This window comes from Helicobacter rappini (assembly GCF_900198625.1).
GTDB lineage: Bacteria > Campylobacterota > Campylobacteria > Campylobacterales > Helicobacteraceae > Helicobacter_A > Helicobacter_A rappini.
This window is the reverse complement of record NZ_FZPK01000052.1, coordinates 1-1,621: the sequence shown is the minus strand read 5'-3', so window position 1 is coordinate 1,621 and position 1,621 is coordinate 1. Positions and strand designations below refer to the sequence as shown.

At 33.9% G+C, this 1,621-nt stretch carries 2 protein-coding genes; both read right to left on the bottom strand.

Translation table 11 applies throughout. The features are described 5' to 3' along the window. On the bottom strand, positions 1 to 1,287 hold a 1,287-nt coding region (locus C6H17_RS09805), incomplete at its 3' end, for a VWA domain-containing protein (RefSeq protein WP_005220100.1). Positions 1,288 to 1,295: 8 nt separating this feature from the next. After that, on the bottom strand, positions 1,296 to 1,621 hold a 326-nt coding region (locus C6H17_RS09800), incomplete at its 5' end, for a BspA family leucine-rich repeat surface protein (protein ID WP_233714114.1).

The following is a 1,621-nucleotide window of genomic DNA, read 5'->3' as shown; positions in this document are numbered from 1 at the left end:
ACCATCAGAAATAACGATTAAATCAGATTGTTTAAAGCTATCTTCTTGCATTTTTTTAAGTCCCTCTTTTAATGCTGGGGCTACATCTGTCCCACCATTAAAGCTCATTGCTAAAAAGTTTATAAGATTTCTAGCATTATCTTTGCCGCTTAGCTCCATAGTTTCTATATCAGTAGAGAAGTTGATAAGATAACAAGCCCTATTTTGCATACTTGCCTTTGTAGCAAGAAAAAGCGTTATAGCCTTTGCTAGATATTCTCTATTTCCGCTCATACTACTGCTTGTGTCTACACAGATTATCATCGCTCCTTCATTTTTTGCCATTTTATAATGCTCTTTTTGTATGGTTTCATAGCCCTGCTTTTCAAAGCAAAAAAGGCGGTTTTGAATGTATTTGAGATTAAAGAGCAATTCTAGATTCTCATCTTTTAGCATAGCTAATTCCTGTGGTAAAAGATTTGCTAAATCTCTGCCTAAAGTTACCCCACTCATCTCTTCTTTGTGATTATGCGTTTTTATGCTTTGGTCTATACTGCTATGCTCTATTTTCTTATTTCCATTTTCCTCTTCTCTGCCAAGTAATGCAGCGATTTTACGCAAATCTTTGCTAGTTTGTATATGCTTTATAAAGGCATTGATTTCTTTAAAGTTAATAAATCTTTTATGCCCTTTGCTATAATCATAGCCATTTGTCTCTATATCACTTTCTTCATAGGTATTTGGACAGAGTTGCTTCATATCAAAGCTTTGCTTTGCTTCATTTAATATTTGTGCTAGGGCTAAATCATTATTAGGCTTTTTTATTCCGCATAAGCCATAAACTCTTAGTAAAGTTTCTAAAATGGATAAAAGATAGTCTAAAAAATCTTTTATTGCTTGAATGTATTGTTCTTTTAGTTTTTCTTTCATAGATTCTAGCCATTTTTGCTTTTTATCCCGCAGTAAATTATCCCAATATGCTAGAGCATATTTCCTTGCAGATTCTATGTCTGTTTGTTGATGAAGCATTGAATCTAGCATAGCTTTATGCGTAGCATTAAATCTTTCAAATGCTTGTAAATCTTGGGCTTGTATATCTTGTTGGGCTTCAATATCATCGCAGGATTCTATATTTTTGCGTTGATTTAGGGCTAACTCTTCTTGCATAAAAGGGTTAAAGTTATCATAGTAGTCTTGCTCTTTGCAATAGCCTATATAGGCTTTTTGCAATGTGTTATCTACTTGCTTATCTTGTAGGATTTTTGTATAGCGTGGATTAGCTGCTATGCTTTGTGGTATATGTTTCATTGTCTGCCTTAAGATCTTTTAGGATATGGGTGCTTATAGCCACTATTATCAAACATATTATATGTATATACATATCTTTTGTTGAGACGCCAAGATTCTAAAGAGTGATTAAAGCTAGTAGCCTTTTCAAACATAGAACTCATATCTTCTACGCTACTCACATTCCACGAATCTAGCGGTTGATTAAAGCTTGTAGCCCCTTTAAACATATACTGCATCTTAGTTGCATTTCTGACATTCCACGAATCTAGTGGTTGATTAAAGCTACTTGCCCCACAAAACATATAAGACATATCTTTTACATTCCTGACATTCCAAAAGTCTAGCGGTTGAT